Source organism: Amycolatopsis vastitatis (genome assembly GCF_002234595.1).
GTDB lineage: Bacteria > Actinomycetota > Actinomycetes > Mycobacteriales > Pseudonocardiaceae > Amycolatopsis > Amycolatopsis vastitatis.
In genome coordinates, this window is the sequence record NZ_NMUL01000043.1 from 1 (window position 1) to 17,014 (window position 17,014).

Sequence of the window (17,014 nt, forward strand, 5' to 3'; positions counted from 1 at the left end):
TTCGGACCGCCGCGCCGCGAAGCGCCTTGGTCTTCGGCTTTTGTTTCAAGCTTTGTTCCAGGGATACCACCCTGGTTCGGGACCACCCACTCTACCACGATCGTAGGAGCTTGGTTCGTGTTCCCGGCGGCCGCCCGGTTTCCCTGGCGACTTGGAGAACTTTACATGCCCCCGAAACTCCCTTGCACAGGGGGGTCCCTTTTATCGCGCCAGGCCCCTGACCTGCACCGATCCCTCGGTAGGCTCCCTGTGGGTCGCGACGACCGTCAGCACGACGAGCGCCGCCGCGAGCCCGGCGGCGACGTGGATCGGCGCTGGCGTGAACGACGCGGCTACAACGAGCACCGCGGTCACCGGGAAGCCGATGGCGATCGGGCGGCATTCGTTGGTCGGGCCGATGTGCAGCAGCCACACGCTCAGCAGGAAGACCGCGGCCGGGACCGTGGTCGGCAGCGCCGCCGCCACCCCGCCGAGGTGCAGCACCCCCGTGTCGTACCCGACCGCCACCTCGAGGCCGGCGCCGACGGCCGCCGCCGACGCGAAGATCAGGTAGTGGCCGTAGCCCCAGCTCATCGACGTGAACATGCCCGGACGGCGGATGAGCCGCGCGTGGCCCGGCTGGTCGAAGTACAGCCACCACATGGCGAACACGAGCACCAGGCCGGCCGCCGCGAGCCCGATCAGGCTTCCGACGTGCTCGCCGCCGGACACGCCCTCCTTGATCGCGTTGGTCGCGCTCAGGATCGTCTCGCCGAGCACGATCAGCGTGAACAGGCCGTACCGCTCGGCGATGTGGTGCGGGTGCCACGTCGTCCTCGCGCTGCGCTCGGCGATCACCGGCACCGCGAGCTCGCAGAGCACGACGACTACGAACGTCACGACGGCGATCGACGCGGGCAGCCACAGCCGGGCGATCCAGAGCACCTGGCAGAACGCGATCCCGGCGGCGAACCGCAGGGCGGCGGGCCTGGCCTCGGGCGCGGAGTGCGCCGCCCGCAGCCACTGCCCGACCAGCGACAGCCGCATCAGGACGTACCCCACCACGATCACCCGGAAGTCGCCCTCGAACGCACTCGAAACCCCGGCCGCGATGGTCAGGCCGCCGGCGATCTGCACGAGGGTGGCCAGCCGGTACGGGACGTCGTCGGTGTCGAACGCCGAGGCGAACCAGCTGAAGTTCAGCCAGCCCCACCAGATCGCGAAGAACACCATCGCGAACGACGACACTCCGTGCGCGGCGTGCCCCTCGGCCAGCGCGTGGTGCAGCGACGCGGCGGCCTGGCCGACGGCGACCACGAAACACAGGTCGAAGAGCAGCTCGAGCGGCGTCGCGACGCGGTGTCCCTCACCCCGGTCGCGGGAGAGCATCGGCCGGTACCAAACCCGCACGCGCGACGGCTGCTCGGTCATCGGGACTCCCCGGGTCGGCCTCGGACGGACGCCGACCATCCCAGCATGATCGGTGCCGAAGCGACGGGCGCGACACGAAGTGAGGCGGGCGGGCCCGGTTCCCCCTCACCCGGGCCCGCCCGCCGCCGTCACGCGCCGGCGGTCACCGATGGGCAACCCTTCCGTGAGCGCCGGACGGTCCCCCGCGGACGCCGACACCCACTGGATGGAAGGTGACCGAGTGTGTCCATTCCCTCGAACTCCGGACGTCTCGATCGCTCTAGCCGGTCACCCCATCCCCGGGTGGCCGACCGATTTGCCACTGTCGGTAGCTAAAGCCGCGCAGTGAAGGCTCCATAAGATCTACCCGGTCGCTCTGCGTAGCACCAGTGCCTTTCCGCGCTCGTCACCCGGATGGAGCATCGCGAATCTGCGCAAAGTAGTGTCTCAGCCCCGGTGGACGTCCGCCGCCGACGTCTCGGCCGCCCGCGCTTCCCGGTCCTCCGCGGCCGCCCGGTGGCGCCGCGCCCGCAGTTCGGCGATCGCCAGGGCCAGCGCTCCGCACGTCAGGACGGCCGCGCAGCCGAGCGCGATGGTGAGCGCCAAGGGGTAGCCGCGGCCGAGGACCATGCCGAAGACCGACGCGAGCACGGCGGTGCCGATCGCCGTGCCGATCCGCTGCCCGGTCTGCAGGGCGCCCCCGGCGACGCCGGCCATCCGGACCGGCACGCACTCGAGAGTCAACGTCGTGTTCGGCGAGATCACCATCCCGCCGCCCACGCCCGCGAAGACCAGCGGCAGCGCGAAGGCCCATCCGGACACCGACGGCGGGACCAGCTCGGCGAGCAGCGCGACGGCCAGCAACCCGGCGGCGACCATGGCCAGCCCGGTCACGGTGAGCCGGCGGCCGAACCGGGGCACGAGCCGGCCGGCGACGGCGGCCGACACCGCCGAACCGAGCGCGAACGGCGTCACCGACAGGCCCGACTGCAGCGGCGAATAGCCGAGGCCCTGCTGGAAGTACATCGCGAAGACCAGCCAGATCCCGGCGAACCCGCAGAAGTAGAGCGCGCCGACCGCCGCACCGGAGGCGTAGCCGGGGGTGTCGGTGAAGAGGCGGGTGTCGAGCAGCGGCGAGCGGCCGCGCCGGACCACCGAGTGCTCCCAGCGCACGAACGCGACCCCGAAGACCAGCGCGACGGGGAACAGCCACCACAGCCGGACGAAGCCACCGCTGTCGGAGTCGATGACCGGCAGCAGCACGCCGAGGACGGCGACCGCGAGCAGCGCGATCCCGACGAAGTCGATCTCCGAGCGGATCCTGAGCTGCTTCTTCTCGCTGCGCGGCAGCAGCCGCAGCGCGAGGGCGAACGCGAGGACCCCGATCGGGACGTTGACGTAGAACACCCAGCGCCAGCCGTCCTGCGCCCCGAAGACGGCGAGGATGAACCCGCCGAGGATCGGGCCGACCGCCGTCGAGATCCCGACGACCGCGCCGAACATGCCGAACGCGCGGCCGCGCTCGGCGCCGCGGAAGAGGTCCTGGATCAGGCCGGTGTTCTGCGGGGTCAGCATGCCCGCCGCCACGCCTTGGGCGAGGCGGGCGAGCACCAGCGTGGTCTCGTTGGGGGCGGCGCCGGCCAGTGCGCTCGTGATGACGAACGCGGCGAGGGCGCCGAGGAACATGTTCCGGCGGCCGAACGCGTCGCCGAGGCGGCCGCCGGTGACCAGGACCAGGCCGAACGCCAGGGCGTAGCCGGAGACGACCCAGCGGATCCCGCCGCTGGTCGCGTGCAGCCCGGACTGCATCGACGGCAGGGCGACGTTGACGATGCTGACGTCGAGCAGGCCCATGAACCCGGCCGTGAGCGAGACGGCAAGCGCTTTCCAGCGGCGGGGATCGGGTTCGTACGTCATCCTGTCCAGCAAACACGAAAGGCGGGATCCGCGCGCGTTGTGCGCACGGATCCCGCCTCCCGAAGCCGGGCCGCGTCTACGTCGACGCGGTGATCCCTCGGATGCCCTTGAGCTCGCCGATCAGCATCGAGCTGACCTTGACCGGGTAGTCGTAGAGCGCGAAGACCGTCTGGTTCTTGCCCACCAGCTTGAGGTGCACCGGCGTCTCGCCCTTGTGGGCCAGCAGCGTGGACCGCAGCTCGCTGACCACCGACTGGTCGATCTTCTCGGCCGCGGCGAGCAGGACCAGCGGGGGCTCGTCGTCACCGTTGCCCGTGCCGACCTCGGACAGGTCCAGCGTCGCGAGGCCGCCGCCGAAGATGGACATCTTGTCCTCGCGCCAGTTGACCCGGCCCTTGACCAGGACCGCGTTGTCCTCGATCAGCTCACCCGCGAAGAGCGCGTACGACTTGGGGAAGAACAGCACCTCGAGGGACGCGTCCATGTCCTCGACCGTGCAGATCGCCCACGGCTCGCCCTTCTTGTTGACCCGCCGCTCCAGCGACGTGATCAGCCCGGACACGACGATCTCGCCTTCCTTCGGCGGGTCGGCCAGGATCGACGCGATCGGCTTGGGGGCGTGCTTGCGCAGGATCCGCTCGGCGCCGTCCAGCGGGTGCGCCGAGACGTACAGGCCGAGCATCTCGCGCTCGTAGGCGAGCAGCTGCTTGCGCGGGTACTCCTCCTCGCCGAACTTCAGGTGCGCGAGCGGGGACGACGACGGCGCCGCCTCCCCGTCGTCACCGCCGAAGCCGAACAGGTCGAACTGGCCCATCGCCTCCTGGCGCTTGAGCGGGACGACGGCTTCGACCGCGTCCTCGTGGATCTGGATCATCGACAGCCGCGTGTGGCCGAGGGAGTCGAACCCGCCCGCCTTGATCAGCGACTCGATCACCCGCTTGTTGCAGGCCACGAGCTCGGACTTGTCGAGGAAGTCGGTGAAGGAGGCGTACTTGCCCTTCTCCTCGCGCGTCTTGATGATCGACTCGACGACGTTCGCGCCGACGTTGCGGACGGCACCCAGGCCGAAGCGGATGTCGTCCCCGACGGCCGCGAAGCGCATGGCCGACTCGTTGACGTCCGGCGGCAGCACCTTGATGCCGAGCCGGCGGCACTCGGACAGGTAGACCGCCGACTTGTCCTTGTTGTCGCCGACCGACGTCAGCAGCGCGGCCATGTACTCCGCGGTGAAGTTCGCCTTGAGGTACGCCGTCCAGTACGAGATCAGGCCGTACGCGGCCGCGTGGCTCTTGTTGAACGCGTACCCGGCGAACGGGAGGATCGTGTCCCAGAGCGCCTTGATCGCCTCGGGCGAGAACCCGCCGGGCCGCAGGTCACTGGCCCGCATGCCGGCTTCGAAGCCCTCGTACTCCTTGTCGAGGACTTCCTTCTTCTTCTTGCCCATCGCGCGGCGGAGCACGTCCGCGCGCCCCATCGTGTACCCGGCCACCTTCTGGCCGATGTGCATGATCTGCTCTTGGTACACGATCAGGCCGTACGTGTCGGCCAGGATCTCCCGCAGCGGCTCGTCGAGCTCCGGGTGGATCGGCTTGACCTTCTGCCGGTTGTTCTTGCGGTCGGCGTAGTCGTTGTGCGCGTTCATGCCCATCGGGCCGGGGCGGTACAGCGCGCCGACCGCGACGATGTCGTCGAACACCGTGGGCTCCATGCGGCGCAGCAGGTCGCGCATGGGGCCGCCGTCCAGCTGGAACACGCCGAGCGTGTCGCCGCGGGCGAGCAGCTTGTACGTCTCGGGATCGTCGACGCCCAGGGTGTCGAGGTCGACGTCGACCCCGCGGTTGGTCTTGATGTTGTCGATCGCGTCGCCGATGACCGTGAGGTTGCGCAGGCCGAGGAAGTCCATCTTCAGCAGGCCGATGGCCTCGCACGACGGGTAGTCCCAGCCGGTGATGATCGAGCCGTCGTCACGCTGCCAGAGCGGGATGGCGTTGGTCAGCGGCTCGCTCGACATGATGACCGCGCAGGCGTGGACGCCGGCGTTGCGGATCAGGCCCTCGAGGCCGCGGGCGGTCTCGAAGATCGTCTTGCACTCTTCGTCGGTCTCGACGAGCGCTCGGACCTCGGCGGCCTCGCCGTAGCGCTCGTGCTTGTTGTCGACGATGCCCGAGAGCGGGATGTCCTTCGCCATGATCGGCGGCGGCAGCGCCTTGGAGATCTTGTCCGCGATCGCGTACCCCGGCTGGCCGAAGTGGACGCGGGCGGAGTCCTTGATCGCCGCTTTGGTCTTGATCGTGCCGAACGTGATGACCTGGGCGACCTTGTCCGCGCCGTACTTCTCGGTGGCGTACCGGATCATCTCGCCGCGACGGCGGTCGTCGAAGTCGATGTCGATGTCGGGCATCGAGACGCGCTCGGGGTTGAGGAACCGCTCGAACAGCAGCTTCTGCGGGATCGGGTCCAGGTTGGTGATACCGAGGACGTACGCGACCAGCGAGCCGGCGGCCGAACCACGGCCGGGGCCGACCCGGATGCCGACGCGGCGGGCGTAGCTGATGAGGTCGGCGACGATCAGGAAGTAGGCAGGGAAGCCCTTCCCGATGATGACGTCGAGCTCGATCTCGATGCGCTCGTTGTAGGACTCGTCCGGCACGCCGTCCGGGAAGCGCCACTTGAGGCCGCGCTGGACCTCTTCGCGCAGCCAGCCGCCCTGGTCGTAGCCCTCCGGGACCTCGAAGAACGGCAGCCGGTCCTTGTGCGAGTAGACCTCTTCGTAGGACTCGACGCGCTCGGCGATCATCAGCGTCGTGTCGGCCGCGCCCGGGACCTCCTTGTCCCAGTACTCGCGCATCTCGGCGGCGGACTTGAGGTAGTAGCCGTCGCCGTCGAACTTGAACCGGGTCGGGTCGTTGAGGGTCTTGCCCGCCTGGACGCACAGCAGCGCCGAGTGCGTGTCGGCCTGGTCCTTGGTGACGTAGTGCGAGTCGTTCGTGGCGATCGGCTTGAGGTCGAGCAGCCGGCCGACCTCCAGCAGGCCCTCGCGGACCGACCGCTCGATCGGCAGGCCGTGGTCCATCAGCTCGAGGAAGAAGTTGTCCGCGCCGAAGATGTCCTTGTAGTCGGACGCGGCCTGGATCGCCGCCTCCTTCTGGCCCAGCCGCAGCCGGGTCTGCACCTCGCCCGAGGGGCAGCCGGTGGTCGCGATGATGCCGGAGCTGTTCTCCGCGATCAGCTCGCGGTCCATCCGGGGCTTGCGGTAGTAGCCCTGCATGCTGGCCAGCGAGGACAGCTTGAACAGGTTCCGCAGCCCGGTGGCGTTCTGCGCGAGCATGGTCATGTGGGTGTACGCGCCGGCGCCCGAGACGTCGCCGCCCTCACCCAGCTCGTCGGAGCCGCGCTGGTTCGACTGGCCCCAGAAGACCGGCTTCTTGTGGAACCGCGACTCCGGCGCGATGTACGCCTCGATCCCGATGATCGGCTTGAGGCCGTGCTTCTTGGACTGCTGGTAGAACTCGTCGCCGCCGTACATGTTGCCGTGGTCGGTCATGCCGACCGCGGGCATGCCGAGGCGCGCCGCCTCCGCGAAGAGGGGAGCGATCTTCGCCGCACCGTCGAGCATCGAGTACTCGGTGTGGACGTGCAGGTGGACGAAAGAATCGTTCGACACCAGCGAAAACCTCCCCTAGGTGGATCGGACCGGCGCGCCCGGGTCTCCCACCCTATCCCGCGCTCGCCGGGCTCGATTGTGCCCCTCGGCGGGGCCGGACGAGAGCACCGACGCGCTGCTCCTTCGGCGGAAACGATCACGACACGCGCCGCTGCCGGGCGGTCACGCGCGGCGGCCGGGCGCGGGGGGCCGCCGGACGTCATGAACGACTCTTTCCTGTCGCCGGACGACGTGAACGAGTCGTTCATGACACCGCGGCGACGCGTGAGCTGAACCACACCCGCGTCGCCTCGCGTTGACAGCCCGACGCTCGGCACCGAGCATTCCCGCCATGAACCTGTCTGACAGCCAGACAGCCGGACAAGGTGGTCCTCGCCGGGTGAGTGCCATGGAGGCCGTGCTGGCCCACCTGCGCTCCTCGATCGAACGCGGCGAGTACGCCGTCGGCGGGAAGCTCCCCTCCGAGGCCGCGCTGAGCAGGGAGTTCGAGGTCAGCCGATCGGTCGTCCGGGAAGCCCTCCGGGGCCTCCAGGCGCTCGGGCTCACCGAGTCGAAGAGCGGCAAGGGCACCTTCGTCACCGCCACCGGGCCCGCCGAGCACCCGACCTTCGGGCCCTACTCGGCCCGCGACCTGATCGAGGTGCGCCGGCACGTCGAGATCCCCGTCGCCGGGTACGCCGCCGTCCGCCGCAGCCAGGACGACCTCGACCTGCTCGGCCACCTGCTCGACCGGATGGACGCCGAGACCGACAACACGGCCTGGGTCGCGCTCGACTCGCTCTTCCACATCACCATCGCCCAGGCGTCGGGCAACCCCGTGTTCGGGAAGGTGATCGAGGAGATCCGGGACGCGCTCGCCCGCCAGTCCGCCTTCCTCAACGAGCTCGGCGACCGGCGCCGCCAGTCGAACGTCGAGCACCGCGAAATCGTCACGGCGATCACCGACGGTGCGGAGGACGCCGCCGTCGCCGCCATGACCGCGCACCTGTCGCACGTCGAAGCCACCCTCAACAGCATCGTGAACGGGGACCAGTGACCGAACAGACCCTCACGGCCACGGCCGCCAACACCACCGACGCGGGCGACGCCGGCTACCACAAGGCCCTGAAGTCCCGGCACGTCAACATGATCGCCATCGGCGGGGCCATCGGCACCGGCCTGTTCCTCGGTGCGGGCGGCCGGCTCGCCCAGGCCGGGCCGGCGCTGGCGATCGTCTACGGCGTCTGCGGGCTCTTCGCCTTCTTCGTCGTCCGCGCGCTCGGCGAGCTGATCCTCCACCGGCCCTCCAGCGGCGCCTTCGTCTCCTACGCCCGCGAGTTCATGGGCGAGAAGGGTGCGTACGTCGCCGGCTGGATGCACTTCCTCAACTGGTCGACCACCGGCATCGCCGACATCACGGCGATCGCGCTGTACGCGCACTTCTGGTCGTTCTTCTCGCCGGTCCCGCAGTGGGTGCTCGCGCTGATCGCGCTCGCCGTCGTCCTGACGCTGAACATGGTGTCGGTGAAGCTGTTCGGCGAGATGGAGTTCTGGTTCGCGATCATCAAGGTCGCCGCGCTCGTGCTGTTCATGGTCATCGGGATCTTCCTGCTGGTGACGCAGACGCCGATCGACGGCGTCGCGGGCGGCCCGCAGCTGATCGCCGACCACGGCGGAATCTTCCCGTCCGGGCTGCTGCCGATGGTGCTGATCGTGCAGGGCGTGGTGTTCGCCTACGCCTCGGTCGAGCTGGTCGGCGTCGCAGCGGGCGAAACCGAGAACCCGGAGAAGATCATGCCGAAGGCGATCAACTCCATCATGTGGCGCATCCTGGTCTTCTACGTCGGCTCGGTCGTGCTGCTGGCGATGCTGCTGCCGTGGAGCTCCTACACCAAGGACCAGAGCCCGTTCGTCACCGTGCTTTCGCACCTGGGTGTGCCCGCGGCCGACAGCGTGATGAACCTGGTCGTGCTCACCGCCGCGCTGTCGAGCCTGAACTCGGGCCTGTACTCGACCGGCCGGATCCTGCGGTCGATGGCGATGGCGGGCTCGGCGCCGAAGTTCACCGGCGTGATGAACCGCAACCACGTGCCCTACGGCGGGATCCTGCTCACCGCGGCCGTCTGCGTGGCCGGCGTCGGCCTCAACTACCTGGTGCCGAAGGAGGCCTTCGACATCGTGCTGAACTTCGCCGCGATCGGCATCCTCGCCACCTGGGCCATCATCGTGCTCTGCCACCTGCTGTTCGTGCGCAAGGCGAAGCGCGACGGCTTCGAGCGGCCGTCGTTCCGGCTGCCGTTCTCGCCCTACACCGAGATCGCGACGCTGGTGTTCCTCGCCGCCGTCGTCGTCCTGATGGGCTTCGACGAGACCGGCCGGATCACCCTGCTGGCGCTGCCCGCGATCGTCGTCGCGCTGGTCGCCGGCTGGTTCGCGGTGCGCAAGCGGATCGACATGCGCGAGTTCGACGAGGCCGGGCTGTGAGCCACGAACCCCTGGTCGAGCTGGTCCGCGACGGCATGGTCGAGGGCGTCCACCACGGCTCGGCCGTGGTGCTCGCCCCGGACGGCACCACGCTGTTCGCCGCCGGGGACCTCGACTCGCCGATGTACCCGCGGTCGACGGCGAAGCCGCTGCAGGCCACGGCGATGGCGCGGCTGGGCCTGCGCCTGTCCCCCGCCGGGTTCGCCGTCGCCGCGGCCAGCCACTCCGGCGAGCCGATGCACCTCGACGCCGCGCTCGAGGTGCTCGACGGGCGCTCACCCGACCGGCTGGGCAATCCCGCGGACTTCCCGTTCGACCCGGTCGAGCGCGACCGCTGGATCGCGACCGGCCGCGCGCCGAGCCGTCTGGCGCACAACTGTTCCGGCAAGCACGCGGCGATGCTCGCGACCTGCGAGCTGAACGGCTGGGCCACCGACGGCTACCTCGACCCGGCCCACCCGCTGCAGCGCGCGATCGCGGCCACCGTCGAGGACCTGACCGGCCGGGACATCGCCCGCGTGGCCGTCGACGGCTGCGGCGCGCCGCTCTTCGCGACGACGCTGCGGGGGCTCGCGACGGCCGTGTCCAAGATCGCCACGGCCGCGCCCGGCACGCCGGATGGCCTGGTCGCCGACGGCATTCGGCGGCACCCGGAGCTGGTCGGCGGCAGCCGCCGGGACGTCACCGCCGTCATGCGCGCGGTGCCCGGGCTGATCGCGAAGGACGGCTTCGAGGCCGTCCAGGTCGCCGCGCTGCCGGACGGCACGGCCATCGCGGTCAAGATCGCCGACGGCGGGGACCGGGCGCGGTACCCCGTGCTGGCCGCGCTGCTCGGGCTGTGCGGGGCGGACGTCCCGCCCGGCCCGGAAAACCTGCGTTTCACCGGAAATCTTTCTGTGGGGAGCCTGCGATGACCACCCGCCGCGAACACGACCTGCTGGGCGAAAAAGACGTCCCCGCCGAGGCGTACTGGGGCGTGCACACCGCCCGCGCCCGCGAGAACTTCCCGATCACGGGCACCACGATCGCCGCGTACCCGCACCTGGTCGAGGCGCTGGCCTCGGTGAAGGAGGCCGCGGCCCGCGCCAACGCCGAGCTGGGCCTGCTGGAACCCCGGATCGCGGACGCGATCACCGCGGCCTGCCGGGAAATCCGCGAAGGCGCGCTGCACGGCGAGTTCGTCGTCGACGTCATCCAGGGCGGCGCCGGGACGTCGACCAACATGAACGCCAACGAGGTCATCGCGAACCGCGCTCTCGAACTGCTCGGGCACGCCAAGGGCGACTACCACGTCGTCCACCCCAACGAGCACGTCAACCTCTCGCAGTCGACGAACGACGCCTACCCGACGGCGGTCAACGTCGCGACGATCATCGCCGTGCGCCAGCTGTCCGAAGCGATGATCGTGCTGGAGAAGGCGTTCGCGGCCAAGGCCGTCGAGTTCCACGACGTGCTGAAGATGGGCCGCACGCAGCTGCAGGACGCCGTGCCGATGACGCTCGGCCAGGAGTTCGGCACCTACGCGGTGATGCTCGGCGAGGACCGGCTGCGGCTGAACGAAGCCGTCGCGCTGCTGCACGAGATCAACCTCGGCGCGACCGCGATCGGCACCGGCCTCAACGCCGCGCCGGGCTACGCCGAAGCCGCGTGCCGTCACCTGCGCGAGATCACCGGGCTGCCGGTCGTCACGGCCACAGACCTCGTCGAGGCGACCCAGGACTGCGGCGCGTTCGTGCACCTTTCGGGCGTGCTCAAGCGGATCGCGGTCAAGCTGTCGAAGAGCTGCAACGACCTGCGGCTGCTGTCCTCGGGCCCGCGCGCCGGGCTGAACGAGATCAACCTGCCGCCGGTGCAGGCCGGGTCGTCGATCATGCCCGGCAAGATCAACCCGGTCGTCCCGGAGGTGGTCAACCAGGTCGCGTTCGAGGTGATCGGCAACGACGTCACCGTGACGATGGCCGCCGAGGCCGGCCAGCTGCAGCTCAACGCGTTCGAGCCGATCATCCTGCACTCGCTCTCGGAGAGCATCACGCACCTGGGCGCGGCCTGCCGGACACTCGCCTCGAAGTGCGTCGAAGGGATCACGGCGAACGTCGACGTCATGCGCGCCTACGTCGAGAACTCGATCGGCCTGGTGACGGCGCTGAACCCGAGCATCGGCTACGCGGCGGCGACGGAGATCGCGAAGGAGGCACTGGCCACCGGGCGCGGGGTCGCGGAACTCGTCGTCGAGAAGGGCCTGATCCCGGCCGAGGAGCTGGCGAAGCTGCTGCGTCCGGAAACCCTCGCGCGCGCGAACTGAGGTACGGTCGGATCCGGAAGGATCTACTCCACTTCGGAAGGCGGCGCCCGTGCTGGACCGACTTGTCGACAAGCTGCTCGGACTCCCGCCCGCCGAAGGCCCGAAACCGGTCGTGACGCGCGACCTCGCCGTGCCGATGCCGGACGGCGTCACGCTCCTGGCCGACCGGTACGCCCCGGCCGGGACGACGTCGGCGCCGGTCGTGCTGATCCGCACGCCGTACGGGCGCAAAGGACTGCTGTCGAAGCTGTTCGGCGACACGTTCGCGCGGCACGGCCTGCAGACGGTCATCCAGAGCACGCGTGGCTCGTTCGGCTCCGGCGGCGAGTTCCGGCCCTTCCACCTCGAGCGCGAGGACGGCGCCGCGACCGCCGAGTGGCTGCGGGACCAGCCGTGGTGCGACGGCCACCTCGGCATGGCGGGTGCCAGCTACCTCGGGCACACGCAGTGGGCGGTCGGGCCGTACCTCGAACCTCCCCTCGAAGCGATGTGCCTCGGCGTGACGGCGTCGGAGTTCGTCTCGACGTTCTACCCGGGCGGCGTGCTCGCGGCGGACAACATGGTGTCGTGGTCGGCGATGATCGGCCGCCAGGAAGAGCGGTTCGCCACGCTGCCGAACCCGCTGCGGACACGCAAAACCCGGCGCGCGATGGCACACCTGCCGATCAGCGGCGCCGACGTCGCCGCGATCGGGCGGCCGGTGCAGTTCCTCCAGGACATCACCGCGCACTTCGTGCCCGACGACGACTACTGGGCCATGTCCGACCACAGCGCCGAGGTCGCCAAGCTCGACCTGCCGGTGTCGATGGTGACCGGCTGGTACGACCTGTTCGTCCGCGGGCAGCTGCGCGACTTCCGGACCCTCGCCGAGGCCGGCAAGGCGCCGCGGATCACCATCGGGCCGTGGGCGCACGGCGAGCCCGCCAGCTTCCGGCCGATGATCTCCGACCAGCTCGGCTTCCTGCGCGCGCACCTGCTCGGCGACCGCACGTTCCTGCAGCGGGCGCCGGTCCGGCTGTTCCTCCAGGGCGCCGGCACGTGGCTGGACTTCGAGTCGTGGCCGCCGCCGTCGACCGCGACGGCGGCGCACCTGCGGCCGATCGGCGGCCTCGGCGAAGCCGTCGGCCAGGAGGCACGCCCGACGGCGTTCACCTACGACCCGGCCGACCCGACGCCGGCGGTCGGCGGCCCGCTGCTGACGGGCGAGTGGAAGCAGCGCGACAACCAGGAGGTCGAGGCGCGGCCGGACGTACTGGTGTTCACCGGCGAGCCGCTGCCGTCGGACCTCGACCTCATCGGCGAGGTGTCGGCGACCGTGCACGTGCGCACCGAGCTGGGGCACGCGGACGTCTACGTCCGGCTCTGCGACGTCGACTCCGGCGGTGTCTCCCGCAACGTGACCGACGGGATCCTGCGGCTGCGCCCGGGTTTCCCGGAAGCCGGCGCGGACGGAGTGGTCACCGCGGAAGTCACCCTCGACCCAACGGCGTACCGCTTCCGCCGCGGCCACCGGCTGCGCGTCCAGGTGGCGGGCGGCGCGTTCCCCCGCTTCGCGCGCAACCACGGCACGGGCGAACCGGTCACGTCGGCGGTGGACGGCAAGCCGAACCGCTTCGAGGTGTTCCACGACGCGGCCCGGCCGTCCCGGATCACGCTGCCGGTCTTCAGCAGCTGACCACGCGGTGGTGGCTGGTGACCCGGCCGTCGTCGTGCAGGACGTGCAGCAGCAGCGACGGCGGCCGGTCGAACTCCACCGGGCCGCCGTCGGCCCAGCCGCGGTCCGCGCCCGGTTCGATCGGGAGCAGTGAGCCCGACACCACGCCGGGCGCGATGCGCAGCGGCACCCCGGCGAACGTCGTCGACGCGCCGGTGTGCACGTGCCCGGCCAGCAGCGCCTTCACCCGCGGGTGCCGGTTCAGCACCGCCGCCAGCCGGTCCTCGCCGGACTGCCGGATCGCGTCCACCAGCGGGACGCCGACGTCGACCGGCGGGTGGTGGAACGCGACGAACGCCGGGCCGTCGCCGCCGGACAGCACGCCGTCGAGCCACGCCAGGGTTTCGTCGGCGAGGAACCCCGCGCCGCGGCCGGGGATCGTCGAGTCGCACAGCGCGAACAGCACGCCGTCGACCTCCTGCGCGAGGTCGATCGGCTCCTCGGAAGCCGGCAGGCTGTGACAACCGGGGCTCCGCCCCGGGCCGGGGGCTCCGCCACCCGGACCCCCCGAAAAGCGGTCGAGCAGTCCGGTGCGGAAGGCACCGCGCACGTCGTGGTTGCCCGGGCACACCAGCACCGGCGCCGGGTACTTCAGCAGCGCGGCGGCGCGCGCGTACTCCTCGGCCGTGCCGTGGTCGGCGATGTCGCCGGTGACGACGACGGCGCCGACCGGTTCCGCGAGCCCGCCGAGGTAGCGCAGCACGGCCGCGACGCGGTCTTCCGCACGCTGCCCGCCGTCGAGGTGCAGGTCGCTCAGGTGCGCGATGATCATTTCCGGTCCTTCTCCAGGTACGCCAATGCCTTGACCCAGTTGGCGACGAGCACCCTGGACGCGGCGGCCAGGTCGCCGTCGCGCAGCGCCGCGGCGATCCGGCGGTGCTCGCCGATGCTCTCCCCGGCGTGGCCGTCCCCGGCGAAGTAGGCCGACTCGTACCGCTTGAGCAGTGGCTTGGTCTGCTCGATCAGCCGCAGCAGGTGCGGGTTCGGGCAGCGGGACAGCAGCAGTGCGTGCCACCGATCGTCCAATGCGGACAGATCTTCGCCGTCCGCGAGCGCCATTTCGCCGGCGACGGCGTCGAGCGCGTCGGGCAGCCCGGCCAGCTCCACCGGCGACGTCCAGCGCAGGGCGAGGGCCTCGAGCTCGGCCACCAGCGGGTAGAGCCGGCGCGCCTCGTCCGGGTCGAACGGCGGCACCAGGAACCCCCGGCCGGGCGCGGAGACCAGCAGGCCGCGGTCGGCGAGCCCGATCAGCGCCTCCCGCAGCGGCGTCCGGCTGACGCCCAGCTCGCGAGCCAGGTGCACCTCGTTGACGCGGGCGCCGGCGGCGAGCCGCCGGTCGAGCACGCGGGCGGTGATCTGCTCCAGGAGATCGCTGCGCAGCGGAGTCCGGGCCATATGCGCGAGTATTGCATACAGAAGAGCGCTACTGTATTCAGTTGGTATGAGCTTCGACGTCGAACGCGCGCGCCGCGAGACCCCGGGCTGCGCCGAGGTGGTCCACTTCAACAACGCCGGCGCCGCGCTGCCTCCGGCCGTCGTGACCGACACCGTCGTCGAGTACCTGCGCCACGAAGCGCTGGTCGGCGGCTACGAAGCCGCCGCCGAGGCCGCGGGCCGCCTGGACGCGGTGTACGCGTCCGTGGCCCGGCTGCTCGGCGCCGGGAGCGACGACATCGCGCTCACCGACAACGCGACCCGCTCGTGGCAGGCGGTGTTCTACGCGCTGCCGTTCGGGCCCGGCGACCGGATCCTGACCTCGCGGGCGGAGTACGCCAGCAACGCGATCGCGTTCCTGCAGGTCGCGCGGCGCACCGGCGCGGTCGTCGAGGTGGTCGGTGACGACGAGTCCGGGCAGCTGGACGTCGAGGAGCTGCGGCGGCGCGTCGACGGCGACGTCAAGCTGATCGCCGTCAGCCACGTGCCCACCCAGGGCGGCCTGGTCAACCCGGCCGAGGAGATCGGCGCGGTCGCCGAGGCGGCGGGCATCCCGTTCCTGCTGGACGCCTGCCAGTCGGCGGGCCAGCTCGACCTCGACGTCACGCGCCTGAAGTGCGACGCGCTGTCGGGGACCGGCCGCAAGTACCTGCGCGGCCCGCGCGGCACCGGGTTCCTCTACGTGCACCCGCGGCTGCGCGAGCGGCTGGAGCCGGCGATGCTCGACCTGCACTCGGCGAGCTGGGAGTCGCCGACGGAGTACGTCGTCGACCCGACCGCGAAGCGCTTCGAGGTGTGGGAACGCGACTTCGCCGCGGTGTGCGGCCTCGGCGCGGCCATCGACTACGCGCTCGAATGGGGCCTGCCGGCCATCGAAGAGCGCGTCGCCTGGCTGGGCGCCACCCTGCGAAGCCGGCTCGCCGAAGCCGGTGCCCGGGTGCACGACGCCGGCGCGCGGAAGTGCGGCCTCGTCACGTTCAGCCTCGACGGCACACCGGCCGCGGAGATCAAGGCGCGGCTGGCGGAGGCGAACATCAACACTTCGCTGTCGACCCGCACCTCCGCGCAGTACGACTTCACCGCGCGCGGCCTGCCGGACATGGTCCGGGCGTCGGTGCACTACTACAACACCGAGGACGAAATCGATTTGCTGGTCAGGGAAATCGAGAAGTTCTAGAAGGCGTTCACGCCCGTCAGCTCGGCTGACAGCGTCCAGAGCCGTTCGGCGAGCACCGGATCGGTCGCGTAGTCCTTCACCCCCGTGCGGGTGCCGTCCGCCGGCGCGGGCTCGGCGACGTCGCAGTCCTCGAGGTAGACGCCGCCGAGGCCGTCGAGCCGCGGCGACGTCGCCGCCCAGACCTGGGTCGCGGCGCCCTGTTCCGGCGTCTTCGCCCCTCCGGTGACCTGACCGGACTCGTCGACCATGCCCGCGTCGACGAGCTCCTGCCGGTCCAGGTGGCGCACGAGGTCGGTGAGGATCCGCCCCGGGTGCAGGGCGAACGCGCGGACACCGTGGTCGTGCGCGAGCCGGTCGAGGTGGACGGCGAAGAGGACGTTCGCGGTCTTGGCCTGGCCGTAGGCGAGCCATTTGTCGTATCCGCGCCGGAATTCGAGGTCGTCGAAGCGCACCGGGCCGAAGTGGTGGCCTCGTGAGGACACCGAAACCACGCGCGAGCCGGGGGTGAACGCCGGCCAGAGCCGGTTCACCAGCGCGAAGTGCCCGAGGTGGTTGGTCGCGAACTGCGCCTCCCAGCCCGGCCCGACGCGGGTCTCGGGCGACGCCATGATCCCGGCGCTGCCGATGAAGAGGTCGATTCCGCGTCCCGCCGCCAGGAACCGCGAAGCGAACGCGCGGACGCTGTCGAGGTCTGCGAGGTCGAGTTCGCCGATCTCGACGTTTTCGAAGCCACGCAAGGCTTCTTCGGCCGTGGCACGACGCCGGGCCGGGACGACGACGTGCGCGCCGGCGCCCGCCAGCGCCCGCGTGGACTCCAGGCCGATGCCGGAGTAGCCGCCGGTGACGATGGCGAGCTTGCCGGTCAGGTCGATCCCGGCCACGACCTCGGCCGCGGTGTTGAGGGCGCCGAACCCCGAGCCGATCTTGTGCTGTGCGGTCGTCATGTCCCCGACG

General features: G+C 70.8%; 12 protein-coding genes. 6 read left to right on the forward strand and 6 right to left on the reverse strand.

Annotated elements, in window-relative coordinates:
- Positions 1-201: 201 nt before the first annotated feature.
- The 3 genes from CF165_RS36270 to dnaE form a co-directional block, all read right to left on the reverse strand.
- A complete protein-coding gene (locus CF165_RS36270) occupies positions 202-1,410 on the reverse strand; it encodes a low temperature requirement protein A (RefSeq protein ID WP_093952113.1) in 1,209 nt (402 codons plus the stop codon).
- A gap of 426 nt (positions 1,411-1,836) precedes the next feature.
- Positions 1,837-3,306, reverse strand: coding sequence for an MFS transporter (locus tag CF165_RS36275; RefSeq protein WP_093952114.1), 1,470 nt, complete (start codon positions 3,304-3,306; stop codon positions 1,837-1,839).
- Between the two features lie 76 nt (positions 3,307-3,382).
- Entirely contained in the window at positions 3,383-6,970 is a 3,588-nt protein-coding gene (gene dnaE, locus CF165_RS36280) for a DNA polymerase III subunit alpha (RefSeq protein WP_093952115.1), read from the reverse strand.
- A 388-nt stretch (positions 6,971-7,358) separates the two neighbouring features.
- Between dnaE and CF165_RS36285 the strand changes: the two genes are divergently transcribed.
- Genes CF165_RS36285 through CF165_RS36305 form a run of 5 tightly spaced genes read left to right on the forward strand, consistent with a single transcriptional unit; the run spans position 7,359 to position 13,410 of the window.
- On the forward strand, positions 7,359-8,006 hold the full coding sequence (locus tag CF165_RS36285) for a FadR/GntR family transcriptional regulator (protein ID WP_093952116.1): 648 nt from the start codon (positions 7,359-7,361) through the stop codon (positions 8,004-8,006).
- The gene (locus tag CF165_RS36290) at positions 8,003-9,433 is read left to right on the forward strand and encodes an amino acid permease (protein WP_093952117.1); all 1,431 of its coding nucleotides are present in this window, start codon (positions 8,003-8,005) and stop codon (positions 9,431-9,433) included. Before CF165_RS36285 ends, CF165_RS36290 begins: the two co-directional genes overlap by 4 nt.
- Positions 9,430-10,347 (forward strand): asparaginase, encoded by a 918-nt coding sequence (locus CF165_RS36295; RefSeq protein WP_093952118.1) that lies wholly within the window; start codon positions 9,430-9,432, stop codon positions 10,345-10,347. Before CF165_RS36290 ends, CF165_RS36295 begins: the two co-directional genes overlap by 4 nt.
- On the forward strand, positions 10,344-11,735 hold the full coding sequence (aspA, locus tag CF165_RS36300) for an aspartate ammonia-lyase (RefSeq protein ID WP_093952119.1): 1,392 nt from the start codon (positions 10,344-10,346) through the stop codon (positions 11,733-11,735). The genes CF165_RS36295 and aspA overlap by 4 nt, the downstream gene beginning before the upstream one ends.
- 49 nt (positions 11,736-11,784) lie before the next feature.
- On the forward strand, positions 11,785-13,410 hold the full coding sequence (locus tag CF165_RS36305) for a CocE/NonD family hydrolase (protein ID WP_093952120.1): 1,626 nt from the start codon (positions 11,785-11,787) through the stop codon (positions 13,408-13,410).
- Here the strand turns inward: CF165_RS36305 and CF165_RS36310 are convergent.
- Both CF165_RS36310 and CF165_RS36315 read right to left on the reverse strand, forming a co-directional pair.
- Positions 13,400-14,221: a metallophosphoesterase gene (locus CF165_RS36310; protein ID WP_093952121.1), complete on the reverse strand. Its 822-nt coding sequence runs from the start codon at positions 14,219-14,221 to the stop codon at positions 13,400-13,402. The two genes, CF165_RS36305 and CF165_RS36310, sit on opposite strands and share 11 nt — an antisense overlap.
- The gene (locus CF165_RS36315) at positions 14,218-14,844 is read right to left on the reverse strand and encodes a GntR family transcriptional regulator (protein ID WP_093952122.1); all 627 of its coding nucleotides are present in this window, start codon (positions 14,842-14,844) and stop codon (positions 14,218-14,220) included. Before CF165_RS36315 ends, CF165_RS36310 begins: the two co-directional genes overlap by 4 nt.
- Positions 14,845-14,890: 46 nt before the next feature.
- On the opposite strand from CF165_RS36315, the gene CF165_RS36320 reads away from it, so the two are divergent.
- Complete coding sequence (locus tag CF165_RS36320; protein WP_093952123.1) at positions 14,891-16,060, forward strand: aminotransferase class V-fold PLP-dependent enzyme; 1,170 nt, start codon at positions 14,891-14,893, stop codon at positions 16,058-16,060.
- On the opposite strand, the gene CF165_RS36325 is transcribed toward CF165_RS36320, so the two are convergent.
- Positions 16,057-17,004 carry an SDR family NAD(P)-dependent oxidoreductase gene (locus CF165_RS36325; RefSeq protein WP_093952124.1) on the reverse strand — a complete coding sequence of 316 codons (948 nt, stop codon included), beginning with the start codon at positions 17,002-17,004 and terminating at the stop codon, positions 16,057-16,059. The genes CF165_RS36320 and CF165_RS36325 overlap by 4 nt on opposite strands.
- Positions 17,005-17,014: the final 10 nt, after the last annotated feature.

Excerpts from the sequence above, each read along its gene's own strand:
- CF165_RS36270 (WP_093952113.1), bottom strand. The coding sequence starts at position 1,410 with ATGACCGAGCAGCCGTCGCGCGTGCGGGTTTGGTACCGGCCGATGCTC.
- CF165_RS36285 (WP_093952116.1), top strand. The coding sequence starts at position 7,359 with ATGGAGGCCGTGCTGGCCCACCTGCGCTCCTCGATCGAACGCGGCGAG.
- CF165_RS36320 (WP_093952123.1), top strand. The coding sequence starts at position 14,891 with ATGAGCTTCGACGTCGAACGCGCGCGCCGCGAGACCCCGGGCTGCGCC.
- CF165_RS36325 (WP_093952124.1), bottom strand. The coding sequence starts at position 17,004 with ATGACGACCGCACAGCACAAGATCGGCTCGGGGTTCGGCGCCCTCAAC.
- CF165_RS36315 (WP_093952122.1), bottom strand. The coding sequence starts at position 14,844 with ATGGCCCGGACTCCGCTGCGCAGCGATCTCCTGGAGCAGATCACCGCC.
- CF165_RS36310 (WP_093952121.1), bottom strand. The coding sequence starts at position 14,221 with ATGATCATCGCGCACCTGAGCGACCTGCACCTCGACGGCGGGCAGCGT.
- CF165_RS36275 (WP_093952114.1), bottom strand. The coding sequence starts at position 3,306 with ATGACGTACGAACCCGATCCCCGCCGCTGGAAAGCGCTTGCCGTCTCG.
- aspA (WP_093952119.1), top strand. The coding sequence starts at position 10,344 with ATGACCACCCGCCGCGAACACGACCTGCTGGGCGAAAAAGACGTCCCC.